This window comes from Streptomyces sp. NPDC002870 (assembly GCF_042888505.1).
Taxonomy (GTDB): domain Bacteria; phylum Actinomycetota; class Actinomycetes; order Streptomycetales; family Streptomycetaceae; genus Streptomyces.
In genome coordinates this window covers 83,262-96,698 of record NZ_JBIAPW010000002.1, presented here as the reverse complement: position 1 = coordinate 96,698, position 13,437 = coordinate 83,262, and the positions used below count along the sequence as shown (strand labels likewise).

Here is a 13,437-nt window from a genome sequence, read left to right as displayed (position 1 = left end):
GTGCCTGCTCAGGGGCCCTAAGGGCTGGGTTTCGGTGCGGGGTTGGTCTGCGCCGCCGCAGCCCGCTCCAACGCGTCCTGCAGGGCAGTCTGCGCCCTGCCGTACGCCTCCCAGTCCGTCGGCTTCTTCTCCAGTGCCGCCTCGGCATCGTCGTACGCCTTCTGGGCGTCCGCGATGGCGGCCTTCAGCGCCGCGTCACCGGTCGCCGGCGGCGGCTTGGTGGTGTCGCCCGGCGGTGGCGTCGTCGGCGGCTGTGGCTGCGCCGCGCCGTTCTGTTCGAAGACCGCGTTGAGCGCCTCCGTCAGGCTGTCCTTGAAGACCGGTTTGCCTCCGCCGTAGGCGACGGCGACCTTCTTCAGCAGCGGATAGTTCGCGCTGCCGCCTCGGGCGTACACCGGCTCGATATAGAGGAACCCGCCGTCGAGCGGCACCGTCAGCAGGTTGCCGTACTCGATGTCCGAGTCGGTGCCTCTGAGGTCCCTGACGAAGGTCGCGACCTCCGGCACACCGTTGAGCTCACTCTGCACCTGTTGCGGTCCCTGGACCGTCTCGGTGACTCTCAACAGCCTTATCGTGCCGTACTTGTCGCTGTTGGCATCGGCGTCGACCGCCATGAACGCACCCAGGTTGGGGCGTCCGGCCGGTGTGAACGTCGTCGTCAGCGAGAACTTCTGCGCCGTGTCCCCGGGCATCTTCAGGCTCAGGTAGTACGGCGGGACGGCACTGGTGTCCTTGTTCGTCGGGTCGTCCGGCACCTGCCAGGCGTCACTGCCGCTGTAGAACTGCTCCGGCTCGGTGACGTGGTACCGGGTGAGCAGCTCGCGCTGCACCTTGAACATGTCCTGCGGGTACCGCAGATGGGCCTTGAGCTCCGGCGAGATCTTGTCCTTCGCCTTCACCGTGCCCGGGAACGCCTTCATCCAGGTCTTCAGCACCGGGTCCTTGGTGTCCCACTGGTACAGGTTGACCGTGCCGTCGTACGCGTCGACGGTGGCCTTCACCGAGTTGCGGATGTAGTTGACCTGGTTCTGCTGGGCAACGACGGCGCGCTGATTGGTGGTCAGCGAATCGGCAGTGGTGTCCCCCAGCGTCGTACGAGAGGCGTAGGGGTAGCCGTTGGTCGTGGTGTACGCGTCGACGATCCACTGGATGCGGCCGTCGACGACTGCCGGGTAGGCGTCACCGTCGATGGTCAGCCAGGGGGCGACGGCCTCGACGCGCTCCTTGGGCGTGCGGTTGTACAGAATCCGCGAGCCCTCGCCGACAGCTCCCGAGTAGAGGATCTGCGGCTCGCTGAAGGCGACGGCGTACGCCGCGCGGTTCAGCGGACTGGAGAGGTTGACCCCGCTCTTGCCCTTGTAGCTGGTGGTCTCCTCGCCGTTCTTCTCGTAGTCGAGCTCCTTCTGCGGACCGCCGACGATGGAGTACTGCTCGGTCTTCTCGCCGTAGTAGATCCGCTGCTCGTACTTGCCGAGCTGGCCGCTGGTCGGCAGCCCGGACTCGGTGAAGTCGGGCGAACCGACAGTGCCCTTGTCCGGGTCCGTGATGGTGTTCGTGCCCTTGGCCGCGATCGCGCCATAGCCATGGGTGTACGTGAAGTGGTCATTGATCCAGTTGCGCTTCTGGATGCCCGTGATGTTGAGCTCGCGCAGACCGATGACCGTGTCCTGCGGCTTGCCGTCGGGGCCGTTGTACCGGTCGACGTCCAAAGTCGCGGGGAACTGGTAGTACTTGCGCTCCTGCTGGAGCTGCTGGAAGGCGGGCGAGACGACGTTCGAGTCGACCAGGCGATAGCTGGCCGCCGTCGGAGCCGCGGCGCGCTGCTGGGCCTTCCGCTTGGGGTCGCCCTTGCCGGAGTAGTCCTCCGGCTTGGCGCTGTCGATGCCGTACGCGTGCCGCGTGGCCTCGATGTTCTTCTTGATGTACGGGCTTTCCTTGGCCTGCTCGTTCGGCTGGACCTGGAACTTCTGCACGATCGCCGGGTAGAGGCCGCCGATGAGGATCGCGGACAGGACCATCAGCCCGAAGCCGATCACCGGCAGCTGCCAGGTGCGGCGCCAGAGCGTCGCGAAGAAGAGCACGGCGCAGATGACGGCGATGCAGAAGAGGATCGTCTTCGCCGGGAGGTAGGCGTTGGCGTCGACGTACCGCAGGCCCGTCCAGTTGCCGGTCGCCTTGAAGTCGCTGGACTTCACCGCGAGGCCGTACCGGTCGAGCCAGTACGCCACGGCCTTGAGCGAGACGAAGACGCCGAGCAGCACCGAGAGATGGCCGGTGGCCGCGCCCGTCGCCCGGGCGCCGGGGCTCGTGATGCGCAGTCCGCCGTACAGATAGTGCGTGAGGGCGGCGGCGATCAGCGAGAGCACTGCGGCCGCGAAGCCGAAGCCGAGCAGGAACCGGTACCAGGGGAGGTCGAACGCGTAGAACGACACGTCCATCTGGAACTGCGGGTCCTTCTGGCCGAAGGAGACGCCGTTGACCCACATCAGCCAGGTCCGCCACTGACCGGTGGCGGAGGCTCCGGCGATCAGCCCGACAAGAGAGGTGATCGCGAGGAGCACCCACTTCTTGTACGGGGCGATGCTCATCCGGTACCGGTCGAGACTCTGCTGCTCCAGCGACATCGCGCTCAGCGGCGGACGCAGCCGGTGCGCGAGCCAGATGTTAAGGCCGACAGCCGTGGCCATGAGCAGGCCGAAGACGGCGAACAGCCCCACCTTGGTCCACAGGGTGGTGGTGAAGACCGACGAGTAGTGAACCGATCGGTACCAGAGCCAGTCCGTCCAGAACCCGGCGAACATGACGAACGCCATGGCCAGCACGGCCAGGACGCCCAGTGTCATGAGCAGGGTGCGGACACGCCGGGTCGGGCGGCCCACTCTGATCCGTGGCCCGGTCGGGCCTCCGCCGCGGTCCGGCATCTGGAAAGCCAACGTGCGCACCTCGAAGTTCGCGGTCGTGTGAAACGGGCCCCGCGATCGTAGAGCCCACTAGTGCAACTTACTGAGGCTTTACCTAGTTCCCGTCTTGGGGCCGGAAGGAGGCAGGATATTAGCCATGTCCAACGCTTCCCCTTCCACACCATCCGATCAGCCGCCCCCGGCGTCCGGCCCGGTCGCCGCGAGCCCGCTGACCCGCGCAGTGCTCGAAATCGACGAGTACGCATCCGGGCTCGGCTGGGATCAGCCGGCCAGGCTCTTCGCGCTCGTCGACACCGCGCAACTGCGCTCCCAGGAGCCGGGCCTCGCGGCCCAGCTCGGCCTCGACGGCGACGAGGCGGCCGCCCCGCTGACCCCGATCGAGCAGGACGAGATCCCGGCCGGCACACCGCTGGACGAGTTCCTGGCCACCATCGCCTGGCCGGACGCCGTGGCCGGCTGCGCGCTCACGGTGGAGCGCCAGATGCTCCCGCCGTCGGCGGAGGCCTCCGTTCCGGACGGCCTCGACGACACGGCCCTCACCGAGTGGGTCGCGGCCCACCCGGACCGCCAGGAGGTCCGGATGACAGTGGCGGTCCTCCGCGACGGCGCCCGTGAGTCGGCGCTGCGCCTGCGGGAGAAGGACTCCGCCAAGGAGGTCCTGACGGGCTCGGCCCTGGTCCCGGGCCTCGCGGAGGCGCTTGCGGCGACGTTCGAGGCGTAGCCGCACCTGACAGCACGAAGAAACCGCCGTACCGGGTCGGGATGACCGGGTACGGCGGTTTGCCATGGGCGGCGCGATGAGCGGCCGATACGGCCGCCTCGCGAGGCAGCCGGTCCGAGACGGCCGGTCTTCCGAGACGGCCGGTCCGAGACGGCCGGTCCGAGACGGCCGGTCCGAGGCAGCCGGCGCGAGACGGGCGGCGCGAGACGGGCGATGCAGGGCGGCCGCGGTGCGGGGCCGCCCCCCGGCGCGAGGCGGCCGTGTGCGAGGGCCTGTCCTGAGGGGAGCCCCCGCCGGGCGGCGTCGCCGCGGAGGGCCGCCAAGACCCCGGCGTCAGCTCGCCGAGCAGCCCACCAGCCCCGCCGTATCCCCCGACTTGATCTTCTCCAGCGACTTCGTCGCGTCGTCGATCGTGTTCACCTTCACCAGCGTCAGGCCGTCCGGAATGTCCGACGCCGCCGTCGCGCAGTTCTCACTCGGCGTCAGGAAATACTTCGCGCCCGCGTTGCGCGCTCCCACGAGCTTCATCTCGATCCCGCCGATCGGACCGACCTTCCCTTGGTCGTCGATCGTGCCGGTGCCCGCCACGAACTTCCCGCCGGTGAGGTCCCCGGGCGTCAACTTGTCGACGATCCCGAGAGCGAACATCAGGCCCGCGCTGGGACCCCCCACATCCGCCAGATTGATGTCGATGCCGAACGGGAACGTGTGGTCGGTCCCGGCCTGGATCCCGACAATCGCCCGGTCGCCCTTGTCCGCCTTCACCGTGGTGATCGTGACCTTCTCGGTGCCCTTGGGCTCCTTGCCCGCCTTCTCGGCCGCGGCCGCCTCCTTCGCGGGGACGATCGTGAAGACCACGTCCTCGCCGGGCTTGTGCTTCACGACCAGATTGGCCACGTCGCCGGGCTCCTTCACCGCCTTACCGTCGACGGCGCGGATGACGTCGCCTGCGTGCAGCCGGTTCTCCGAAGGCGTGTCCTTGATGACCGTGGAGACCACGACCCGCGACTTCACCGGGATCTTCAGCTGCTTCATCGCGGCGACCTTGGCGCTCTCCTGCGACTGGCTGAACTCCTCGGCGTTCTCCTGAGTCGACTGCTCCTCGGTCTTCCCGTCCGGGTAGAGCGTGTCGTGCGGCACCACCACGTTGTCGTGGGCCAGCCAGCCGTACACCGCCTCGACGAGGTTCATCTTGTAGTCCGCGCCGGTGACCCTGACCGTCGTCATATTGAGATGGCCGGTCGTCGGGTAAGTCTTGCGGCCGGAGATCTGCAGGACCGGTTCGCCACGAGCCGCGCCGAGCGTGTTGACCGTCGGCCCGGGCGACATCTCCGAGTACGGCACGGTGATGAACACCCCTGCGCAGAGAAGCGCGATGAAAGTCAGGGTGGAGGCGAGCATCGTCGCGGTGCGGCGTGGCATGGAACGACAGTACGGGAAGGGTCTGTCAGACCACCGTCGGGGCCGCTGCGTACGAGGCTACTTGGCAACTGCGTACGGTCGGCGGCAGGTCACGCCCGGTCAAGCGGTGTCAGTACCGGAGTCGGTTTTCTCCATCGCGTCACGGAACCGCGCATAACCGGCAAGCTCGGCGACATCCCCGGTCGTCCGGTTGCGTGAAGCCCAGCTTCCCCATATCGCAGCCCCGACGGCAGCGAAAAGCGGAATCAGCAACCACGCCAGTGCTGCCATCGCGACCTCCCTACCCCATGAGCGAACGGAACTGGATGATCAGCAGACTAGTCATCTGCCGGTTCAACGCTCAGGCCAGGGGGGCGGTTACGCAAATCGGGGCGCATGGGAGCCGACCGGGTTTCAACAGGCCCCGACCGGCCCACCGCCTCAGCAGGCGCCGACCCACTCCTCCGTGCCGTCGGAGAATTTCTGGTGCTTCCAGATGGGCACCTCGTGCTTGAGGTCGTCGATCAGCTTCCGGCATGCCTCGAAGGCCTCCCCGCGGTGGGGGCACGACACGGCGACGACCACCGCCAGATCGCCGACTGCCAAGTCACCCACACGGTGGACGGCGGCGAGCGCCCGAACGGGGAACTCCGCCGTGACCTTCTCGGCGATACGGCGCATCTCCGCCTCGGCCGTGGGGTGGCAGGAGTACCCCAGCGTGTCGACATCGGCGCCGCCGTCGTGATTGCGCACGGTGCCGACGAAGAGCGCGATGCCGCCCGCCGCGTCGTCGCCGACGGCGGCGAAGACCTCGTCGACGGAGAGCGGCGTGTCGCGGATCGCGAGCAGGCGGACGGGGTCGTTCGCCGCCTGCTCGCCGGGGTGGTCGTACCTGCTTGCCATGCCGTCCATCGTGCCGTACGCCACTGACATCGCGGAATAGCCCATTCGACCGGCCGGGAACGGGCCTGCTTGGAGCCTCCTACATACGGCGCCGCGCCTTGCGCGCGCGCCGGACCAGCGCGGCCGTACCAAGCAGCGCGACCGTCGCACCCGCGGCGCCCGCGGCGGTCGCGTCCTTGCGGCCGAGGCGGCGGCCGGCGACCGTGTGGCGGCCCTCCACCTCCTCCAGCAGCGCGGCGAGGACCTCCTCGTTCGTCCACTGGGGACGCCAGCCCGCGTCGTGGAGGCGGCTCACACTGACCACCCAGGGGTGCATGGTGTACGCCAGGTCCCCGGCCGGGGACGGGGTGAGACCGATCCGGTGCAGCCGGGCCGCCGCGCCCAGGGCGACCGCAGAGGGCAGCTCCATCCGGCGGATGCCGCTGAGCTCCTCGACCTCCTCCTGCTCCAGCCAGCCGTCGCAGCCGACCGCCAGCTCGCCGTCCACCTTCTCCAGCGCGGCGTACTCCAGCGCGCTCACCAGGTCTTCGACATGGCAGAACTGCCAGGTGGGACGGGATCCGGCGACCACAAGGAGCCGCGGCGACTCGAAGTAGCGGGTCAGCGCGGTGTCAGTACCGCCCACCAGGACGGCGGGCCTTACCACCGTGACGTTGAGCCCGGGGTGGGCGCGCGGCGCACGGCGGCTCAGACGTTCGATCTCCAGCAGGTCGCCGACACCCGTGGCCTCCGCTGTGGCGCGCAGTTCCGCGTCCTCCGAGAGGGGGATGTCGTTGTCCGGCAGAGCGCCGTAGACCATCGCCGATGTGCACAGGACGACTCGGTGGACACCGGCCGCCGCCGCGGCGGTCAGCACGGTCTGTGTACCGCGCACGTTGTACGCCGTACGGGCGGCGGAGTCGGTCTCCAGGTCGAGGTCGAGCGCCAGATGCACCACCACGTCCGCGCCGCGCAGCTTCTCAGCGATGGCCGGATCGCGCACGTCGAGAATGTGCCACTGCGCCTCGAAAACCTCGCCCCGGCGCTCGTCGATGGCGATGACCTGCTTGATCTCGTCGGACGCGGCGAGGCGCCGGGTGAGCAGCTCGCCGACGCCCGAGGCGGCACCGGTGACCGCGACGACGGGACCACGGCCGGCCGACCCGCGGCCTGAGGTCTGGGTTGAGGGGTTTCGCGCTGCGCGAACCTGCGGATCTGGGGAACTCACCAGGCGTCTCCAGCGGTTGTCTTCAGTACGAACGCGAATGACGCGTGCGCACCAGGTGGCGTCCATCCTGCCGCAGGCCAAGAGCCGGCGGAGCACCCGAGCCCATATGGGGCCCGGATGATTACGCTGGGTGGTGTTGTCGGGCATTCGCCGTCGGCAGGAAGCCGGCGGCCCTACGAGCCGAGGAACCCCGTGAGTGACACCCCATTCGGATTCGGCCTTCCGCCGGAGGAGCCGGAGAACGGCGACGAGGGCAAGAAGAAGGATCCCGCCGGAGGTGGCCAGGGCTCCGGCGGGCCGTCCCCGGCGAATCCCTTCGGTTTCGGGGAGGGCTCGGACAATCCGTTCGCCGCGATGTTCGGCTCCCTGAACCCCAATGACCTGGGCGCGGCGTTCCAGCAGCTCGGCCAGATGCTGAGCTACGAGGGCGGTCCCGTGAACTGGGACATGGCCAAGCAGATCGCGCGCCAGACGGTCTCCCAGGGCACACAGGACGGCACCAAGGACGAGAGTGTGGGTCCGGCCGAGCGGACCGCGGTCGAGGAGGCCGTGCGTCTCGCCGATCTGTGGCTGGACAGCGTGACGTCCCTGCCCTCCGGGGCGAACACCGCCGTGGCGTGGAGCCGCGCGGAGTGGGTCGAGGCGACGCTGCCCGCGTGGCAGCAGCTCGTCGACCCGGTCGCCGAGCGCGTCGGCCTGGCCATGGGCGATGTGCTGCCGGAGGAGATGCAGGCCATGGCGGGCCCGCTGATCGGCATGATGCGCTCCATGGGCGGCGCGATGTTCGGCCAGCAGATCGGGCAGGCCGTGGGTGTGCTGGCGGGCGAGGTGGTCGGCTCGACCGACATCGGTCTGCCGCTCGGCCCGGCCGGCAAGGCCGCGCTGCTGCCGCTCAACATCGAGACGTTCGGCAAGGACCTCGGCGTGCCGAAGGATGAGGTGCGGCTGTACCTCGCCCTGCGTGAGGCGGCCCACCAGCGGCTCTTCGCCCATGTGCCGTGGCTGCGGTCGCACCTGTTCGGTGCGGTCGAGGCGTACGCCCGCGGGATCAAGGTCGACACGACCAAGCTGGAGGACGTGGTCGGCCAGTTCGACCCCTCACACCCCGAGCAGCTGCAGGAGGCCCTCCAGCAGGGCATGTTCCAGCCGGAGGACACCGCCGAGCAGAAGGCGTCACTGGCCCGTCTGGAGACGGCGCTCGCGCTGGTCGAGGGCTGGGTGGACTCGGTGGTGCACGAGGCCGCGTCCAGGCGGCTGACCTCGGCGGGCGCCCTGCGCGAGACGCTGCGCAGGCGGCGCGCTTCCGGCGGTCCCGCCGAGCAGACCTTCGCGACCCTGATCGGCCTTCAGCTGCGTCCGCGCCGGCTGCGGGACGCCTCCCGGCTGTGGGCCTCGCTCACGGACGCGCGGGGCATGGACGGGCGCGACGCCTTGTGGGAGCACCCGGACATGCTGCCGACGGCCACCGATCTGGACGACCCGGACGGTTTCGTCCACGGCGAGCAGCTCGACTTCTCGGAGCTGGACAAGATGCTCGGCGAGGCGGCGGGCGGCGGGAAGCCGAAGCTCGAAAAGGACGAGGACCTCGGCAAGGACGACAAGGGCGACGAGGACAAGGGCGACAAGGACCGGTGAGCCTGCACGACGACGCCCTTCTCGTACTGAAGAGCTACGAGCATCAACGGGAGCTGCGACAGCTCTATCTGGACCACCTGGCAGCGCACCCGGACGGGATGTGGAAGGCCTGCGAGGCCGGGCATGTCACGGCGAGCGCACTGGTCGTCGAACCGGAGCGCGGACGGGTGCTGCTGACGCTGCACAGAAAGCTCGGCATATGGCTGCAGATGGGCGGCCACTGCGAGCCGGGTGACGCGACGCTCGCGGACGCCGCGATGCGCGAGGCCACGGAGGAGTCCGGGATCCGGGGGCTGACGCTGCTGCCCCGCGGTCCCGTGCGGCTGGACCGGCATGCGATTCCGGCGCCCTGCCACTGGCATCTCGATGTGCAATACGCGGCGATGGCGCCGGCCGGGGCGGTCGAGGAGATCAGCGAGGAGTCGCTGGATCTGCGCTGGTTCGCGTACGACGAGGTGGCGGACGTGGCCGACGAGTCGGTCGTACGACTGCTGGAGCGTACGCGCGCAGCACTGTGACGGTGCTTGGGTAAGGGGCGGTCTCCCTGGAGACCGCCCCTTACCCGTGCGTCCTTGCTCGTCAGTTCCAGGCGTTGTTCTGGTTCTGGGCGTGGGCGCCTTGCTGGCCCACGCCGTACTGCGCGCGCAGGCCCTGCCCGATCTCCGCGCCCTGCGGCGGCATGACCTCACTGGGCTGCACAAGGGCGAAGCCCTGGCCGAGGAAGCTCAACTCCCAGCCCTCGCCGGTGTTGCCGCGCCTGCGCCGTACGCCGGACGAGTGCGTCTGCGCCTGCATCTGGACCCGCAGTGCGGAGGACCAGGCGACGATCGCGTCGGCGTCGACATTGACGTACTTGTCCGGCGTGACCTGCATCATCAGCGGCTGGCCCGAGGTCATCAGCGCGACCTTGCCCCGGCCGGAGATATTGAGCTGGTACTTCCCCGAGCCGGAGATTCCGTACTGGCTGTCCACCGCGATGACCTCGGTGTGCAGCGTGGAGTCGAGCGCCAGGACATAGGCGCTGTCGACCGTCATGCCCTCGTGGTCGACGTCCACGACATGGACGTACTGGGCGAGGTTGGCGAAGTAGACGGTGCCCTGCCCCGAGCAGCGCATCAGGTCCAGGCCCTCACCGGTGCCGGCGCGGGCCCGCCGCTGATTGCTCGTCTGGTACTCGCCGTCGAAGTCGACAAGCCCTTGGTACGCGACCATGGCGCCCTTGCGGGCGAGGATGTCGTCGTGGCCGGTCAGCGCGACCCGCAACAGTTGCGGGTTCTGCACGACGTACCGGTCCTGGGACTGCTGTTCCGTGTAGCTGAAAAGCGGACTCTGCATGGTGTGTTCTCGCTCCCCCTCAGTTCCGGATCCGCAGGCGGTCGGTACTGTCCTCGCTCGGCTGTACGACGACGATGCCCTGGCCCGAGAAGGCCATCTGGTACGCCTCACCGCTGCCTCGCCCGACCAGCGAGGACGCCTTGAAGCTGCGCTTGCCCTTCACCTTGAGGTTCGGGGACCAGGCGACAAGGGCGTCCGGGTCGACGTATGTCTCGTCGTCGCCACGGCCGCAGTCGACGACGATCGGGGTGCCGCGCGAGGTGAGGGCCACCCAGCCGGTGCCCGCGATCTGCACGTTCCACAGGCCCTGGCCGGCGAGCTTGGCCATCCCCTTGACCCGCTCGACGCCCCACTGGAGGTGCGCGTCGAAGGCCAGCACATTGGTGCCGTTGACCGAGAGCGAGTCGTTGTTGAGGTTGATGACGACCACGTCCGCGCCATAGTCGGCGAGGTAGAGCAGTCCGTCACCGGAGCACTTCATGATGGGCGCGCCCTCGCCGGTCACCCACTGGGAGGCGATCTGGCGCACGGCGGGCGGGTTCGGCTCGTACTGCACGAAGCCTTCGTAGGCGACCATCGAGCCGGTGCGTGCGTACAGGTCCTGGCCACTTGCCATGGCGACCTTGAGCATGGTGCGGCCGTGGTTCTCCATCCGGGCCGCGACGGGGGTCGGGGCGAAGCCCGCGAGTTGCTGGTTCATTTCTTCGGGCTCCCTCAGACCTCGTACGGCTGGACGACGATGAAGTTGCCGGGGGCGCCCCGGAACTGAAGGTTGACGGTCTCGCCGCTGTGCCCCGGGTACGCGTTGCGCCGCAGCCGGACCTGGCTGGAGAGGATCACCTGGGACGCGGACGACCAGGCGACGACGGCATTGCAGTCGGCGAAGGTGGTCGGCGTGACCGGGAGGACCACGGGGATGCCGTGGGTCTTCACGACGACCGTGCCGGTGCCCTGGAACTGCATGGTGAACAGGGCGCCGCCCGGAATGCCGTGGCCCTCGATCCTGCGGACCTCGTGCTGCAGGGACTCGTCGAAAGCGAGGACGTTCTCCGCGGAGACGCAGATGCCGTCACCCTGCAGCTCGATGGAGTGCAGATGCGCGCCGTTCTCGGCGAGGAACACCTGGCCACGGCCGGTGCAGCGCATCAGCTGCATCTCCTGGCCGGTCGCATTGCCGACTATGCGCCCGGCGAAACCGGCGCCCTTGTAGCTGAAGTCGACCTTGCCCTGGTACATCACCATGCTGCCCTGGCGAGCGAGGACGGGCGTGCTGCCCATGGTCAGGTCGACCCGCATGAGCTGCTGGTTCTGCGGGGTCCAGCGCTGGCCGGTGGCGGTCTCGCGATAGGGCTGCAGGGCGGCCTGGAGACCGGCGCCGGTCTGCGGAGCTCCCTGGGGAACGCCCTGTGGGACGCCCGGAGGCTGCTGTCCGTACGGGGAAGGCGCCGGCTGTCCGTACGGCGAAGGCGCACCCGGCGGGACCTGACCAGGCATCTGACCAGGCATCTGGCCCGGGGCTTGGCCCGGCACCTGGCCGTACTGGGGCGGCTGGGGCGGCTGTCCGTACGGGGCCGTGGGAGCCGCGATGGTGGGCGCGGAGTGCATCTGCGGGTTCGGCTGCTGAGGGGCGGGGGCCGGTGCCGGGGCGGCCGGTGCGCCGAAGGAGGGCGCGGGCTGCGGCACTTGGGGCGCCTGGGGCGCTTGCGGAGCCGACGGTGAGGCCGGTGCGCCGAACGCCGGGGGCGCGGTGGCCTGCGCGGGCGGTGCGAACGACGGCGCGGCGCCCTGCGGCTGCTCCGCGGCCGGCTGCTCCTCGGCGACCTCACCGCCGAAATTCTTCAGCAGCGCGTCGAGTCCGCCGTCGAAGCCCTGGCCGACGGCAGTGAAGCGCCACACGTCTTTCAGGTAGAAGTCGCCGAGCATCACGGCGCGCTCGGTGGTGAACTCCGAGCCGTTGAAGGCGTACCGCACGACCTCTTCGCCGCCCGCGACGATGCGGATGTAGCCGGGGCCGACGTTCGACATCTGCCCCGCGCCGTCGATCGTCGCGGTGAAGGAGAGCCTGTGGATGTTCGCTGGGATGCGGTCGAGAGTGACGCGGAAGGACTCGGTGTCACCGGCCTGCGCGCCGAGCAGCTGTACGGACTCCTCCGGCGACTTCGGCTGGTTGAAAAAGATGAAGTAGCGGTCGTCCGAGAGCTGCTCGTTGGCGTCGAGTCCGAAACAGCTGATGTCGAAGGTCAGCCCAGGAGCGGCGATCTGCACACCTACGTACAGATCCGTTCCCGGCGTGAGATCACTGATCTTGGCCTTGTGGCCGCGTTGGAATTCCCTGGCCATGCGTAACGACCGTCCCCCATCCCGAAATGTGAATGCGTCGCGTCAGGCTAACGGCTGAGTGCGACATTGAGCCAAGCCGGTACACATTCGGTACAGGACCGTCGACAGTTACTCTCCGCGCGCTGCGGGCAAATACGGCAGCCGGTCGGCGGCGACGACGCCCTCGAGATAGCCCCGCGCCCGCTCGGTGCGGGGATACGCCTCGAGGAGCCGCCAGAACCGCGGCCCGTGCCCCGGCACGAGGAGATGGGCAAGCTCGTGGACGAGCACGTAGTCAACGACGTATTCGGGCATCCCCTGCAGGCGGTGCGAGAGGCGGATACTGCCCTCGGCCGGGGTGCACGAGCCCCAGCGGGTGTTCTGATTCGTCACCCATCTCACGGATGTCGGCCTTGCGCGTCCGTCGAAGTACTGGGCGGACAGGCGCTCGGCGCGCTCGGCCAGTTCGGTGTCGCCGAGGATGCGCTTGCTCTCCTGGGCGGCGAGTTTGTCGAGCATCACGCTGACCCAGCGCTGCTCCTCCGCCTCCGACATCCGGGCGGGGATGAGCACGATGGTCCGGTCGCCCTCCCGGTAGGCCGAGACCGTTCTGCTGCGCCGGGCGCTCCTGCGGACCTCGACCGCACTCGTCCCCGATCCGCGGGGCGGTCGGTTTGTCGCGCCGCGCTGTTGACTTCCGGCGCTGTGCGGTGGGCCCTCGCCGACAAGGCGCGGGGATGGGGTCTCCCCAGCGAAAGAAGGGGACGGGTCGACGGACACGCCCCGACGTTACCCGCTGCCAGTGGGGGAAGTCCCGCCTCCGGGACGGTTCGACCTTGATCCACTCCATGGCGTGCACCATTTGAACGACTAATACCCAGTGCCTGTGGATAACTTTTCACACCCATCGGCGCGACCGTGCATTCTGACAACAGATCAGCGGAGAGATCCGACAACACTTCGGCACAAGATCGGCACAAGAAGTGGACGGGGGA

At 68.9% G+C, this 13,437-nt stretch carries 12 protein-coding genes; 3 read left to right on the top strand and 9 right to left on the bottom strand.

Translation table 11 applies throughout. The annotated features are described in order from the left end of the window. Nucleotides 1–17: 17 nt before the first annotated feature. Entirely contained in the window at nucleotides 18–2,921 is a 2,904-nt protein-coding gene (locus ACFYWY_RS02880; protein ID WP_389179555.1) for a UPF0182 family protein, read from the bottom strand. Nucleotides 2,922–3,057: 136 nt separating this feature from the next. Here ACFYWY_RS02880 and ACFYWY_RS02875 point away from each other — a divergent pair, with 136 nt between their 5' ends. Next, nucleotides 3,058–3,642 (top strand): PPA1309 family protein, encoded by a 585-nt coding sequence (locus ACFYWY_RS02875; RefSeq protein ID WP_389178666.1) that lies wholly within the window; start codon nucleotides 3,058–3,060, stop codon nucleotides 3,640–3,642. A 333-nt stretch (nucleotides 3,643–3,975) separates the two neighbouring features. On the opposite strand, the gene ACFYWY_RS02870 is transcribed toward ACFYWY_RS02875, so the two are convergent. The 4 genes from ACFYWY_RS02870 to ACFYWY_RS02855 form a co-directional block, all read right to left on the bottom strand. Further along, nucleotides 3,976–5,064, bottom strand: coding sequence for a PDZ domain-containing protein (locus ACFYWY_RS02870; protein ID WP_389178663.1), 1,089 nt, complete (start codon nucleotides 5,062–5,064; stop codon nucleotides 3,976–3,978). A 99-nt stretch (nucleotides 5,065–5,163) separates the two neighbouring features. Further along, nucleotides 5,164–5,334 (bottom strand): hypothetical protein, encoded by a 171-nt coding sequence (locus ACFYWY_RS02865; protein WP_351457651.1) that lies wholly within the window; start codon nucleotides 5,332–5,334, stop codon nucleotides 5,164–5,166. A gap of 150 nt (nucleotides 5,335–5,484) precedes the next feature. Further along, nucleotides 5,485–5,946, bottom strand: a complete 462-nt coding sequence (locus ACFYWY_RS02860; RefSeq protein ID WP_389178659.1) for a molybdenum cofactor biosynthesis protein MoaE — start codon at nucleotides 5,944–5,946, stop codon at nucleotides 5,485–5,487. A 79-nt stretch (nucleotides 5,947–6,025) separates the two neighbouring features. Beyond that, on the bottom strand, nucleotides 6,026–7,153 hold the full coding sequence (locus tag ACFYWY_RS02855; protein WP_389178656.1) for an SDR family oxidoreductase: 1,128 nt from the start codon (nucleotides 7,151–7,153) through the stop codon (nucleotides 6,026–6,028). Between the two features lie 192 nt (nucleotides 7,154–7,345). On the opposite strand from ACFYWY_RS02855, the gene ACFYWY_RS02850 reads away from it, so the two are divergent. Further along, nucleotides 7,346–8,788 carry a zinc-dependent metalloprotease gene (locus tag ACFYWY_RS02850; protein WP_389178653.1) on the top strand — a complete coding sequence of 481 codons (1,443 nt, stop codon included), beginning with the start codon at nucleotides 7,346–7,348 and terminating at the stop codon, nucleotides 8,786–8,788. Next, a complete protein-coding gene (locus tag ACFYWY_RS02845) occupies nucleotides 8,785–9,306 on the top strand; it encodes an NUDIX hydrolase (RefSeq protein ID WP_389178650.1) in 522 nt (173 codons plus the stop codon). Before ACFYWY_RS02850 ends, ACFYWY_RS02845 begins: the two co-directional genes overlap by 4 nt. Nucleotides 9,307–9,367: 61 nt before the next feature. Here the strand turns inward: ACFYWY_RS02845 and ACFYWY_RS02840 are convergent, their stop codons facing one another. From ACFYWY_RS02840 to ACFYWY_RS02825, 4 genes are all read right to left on the bottom strand, one after another. After that, nucleotides 9,368–10,123, bottom strand: coding sequence for an AIM24 family protein (locus ACFYWY_RS02840; protein ID WP_389178647.1), 756 nt, complete (start codon nucleotides 10,121–10,123; stop codon nucleotides 9,368–9,370). A 19-nt stretch (nucleotides 10,124–10,142) separates the two neighbouring features. Continuing rightward, the gene (locus tag ACFYWY_RS02835) at nucleotides 10,143–10,823 is read right to left on the bottom strand and encodes an AIM24 family protein (protein ID WP_389178644.1); all 681 of its coding nucleotides are present in this window, start codon (nucleotides 10,821–10,823) and stop codon (nucleotides 10,143–10,145) included. Nucleotides 10,824–10,837: 14 nt separating this feature from the next. Next, on the bottom strand, nucleotides 10,838–12,463 hold the full coding sequence (locus tag ACFYWY_RS02830; RefSeq protein ID WP_389178641.1) for a TerD family protein: 1,626 nt from the start codon (nucleotides 12,461–12,463) through the stop codon (nucleotides 10,838–10,840). 108 nt (nucleotides 12,464–12,571) lie between these two features. After that, nucleotides 12,572–13,222, bottom strand: coding sequence for a M48 family metallopeptidase (locus ACFYWY_RS02825; protein WP_389178638.1), 651 nt, complete (start codon nucleotides 13,220–13,222; stop codon nucleotides 12,572–12,574). Between the last annotated feature and the right edge of the window lie 215 nt (nucleotides 13,223–13,437).

What these genes read in the sequence shown, in the direction of transcription:
- ACFYWY_RS02875 (WP_389178666.1), top strand. Translation starts at nt 3,058, where the DNA reads ATGTCCAACGCTTCCCCTTCCACACCATCCGATCAGCCGCCCCCGGCG.
- ACFYWY_RS02880 (WP_389179555.1), bottom strand. Translation starts at nt 2,921, where the DNA reads ATGCCGGACCGCGGCGGAGGCCCGACCGGGCCACGGATCAGAGTGGGC.
- ACFYWY_RS02830 (WP_389178641.1), bottom strand. Translation starts at nt 12,463, where the DNA reads ATGGCCAGGGAATTCCAACGCGGCCACAAGGCCAAGATCAGTGATCTC.
- ACFYWY_RS02840 (WP_389178647.1), bottom strand. Translation starts at nt 10,123, where the DNA reads ATGCAGAGTCCGCTTTTCAGCTACACGGAACAGCAGTCCCAGGACCGG.
- ACFYWY_RS02865 (WP_351457651.1), bottom strand. Translation starts at nt 5,334, where the DNA reads ATGGCAGCACTGGCGTGGTTGCTGATTCCGCTTTTCGCTGCCGTCGGG.
- ACFYWY_RS02835 (WP_389178644.1), bottom strand. Translation starts at nt 10,823, where the DNA reads ATGAACCAGCAACTCGCGGGCTTCGCCCCGACCCCCGTCGCGGCCCGG.
- ACFYWY_RS02860 (WP_389178659.1), bottom strand. Translation starts at nt 5,946, where the DNA reads ATGGCAAGCAGGTACGACCACCCCGGCGAGCAGGCGGCGAACGACCCC.
- ACFYWY_RS02870 (WP_389178663.1), bottom strand. Translation starts at nt 5,064, where the DNA reads ATGCCACGCCGCACCGCGACGATGCTCGCCTCCACCCTGACTTTCATC.